The sequence below is a fragment of the Chromohalobacter sp. HP20-39 genome, assembly GCF_033052815.1.
In the GTDB taxonomy this organism is placed as follows: Bacteria; Pseudomonadota; Gammaproteobacteria; order Pseudomonadales; family Halomonadaceae; genus Chromohalobacter.
Map to the genome: position 1 here is coordinate 1 of NZ_JAWHTP010000209.1, position 409 is coordinate 409.

Genomic DNA, 409 nt, shown 5'->3' on the forward strand with positions numbered 1-409 from the left:
CCTTGGTCCAGATGTCGTAGGCCTCGTCGTCGGTCTGGTAGACCGTGGCCCACAGTTTGTCGGCCGGCAGCTTGTATTCCTGCGTCAGCAGTTCCCACGCCCACACGAGTGCGTCGCGCTTGAAGTAGTCGCCGAACGACCAGTTGCCGAGCATCTCGAAGAAGGTGTGGTGACGCGCGGTATAGCCGACGTTTTCCAGGTCGTTGTGCTTGCCGCCGGCGCGCAGGCAGCGCTGCACGGAGGCCGCGCGCACGTACGGGCGCTTGTCGGTGCCGAGGAAGACGTCCTTGAACTGCACCATGCCGGAGTTGGTGAACAGCAGCGTCGGGTCATTGCCCGGCACCAGCGGCGAGGAGCGCACCACGGTGTGGTTCTTCGACTCGAAGAACGTCAGGAATTTTTGGCGGAT

Annotated in this window: 1 protein-coding gene; it reads right to left on the bottom strand. The window is 63.1% G+C overall.

Going from position 1 to position 409, the window contains the following annotated elements:
• A partial coding sequence (locus RVY79_RS17670) for an alanine--tRNA ligase-related protein (protein ID WP_317465802.1) occupies window positions 1-409 on the bottom strand: 409 nt, incomplete at both ends.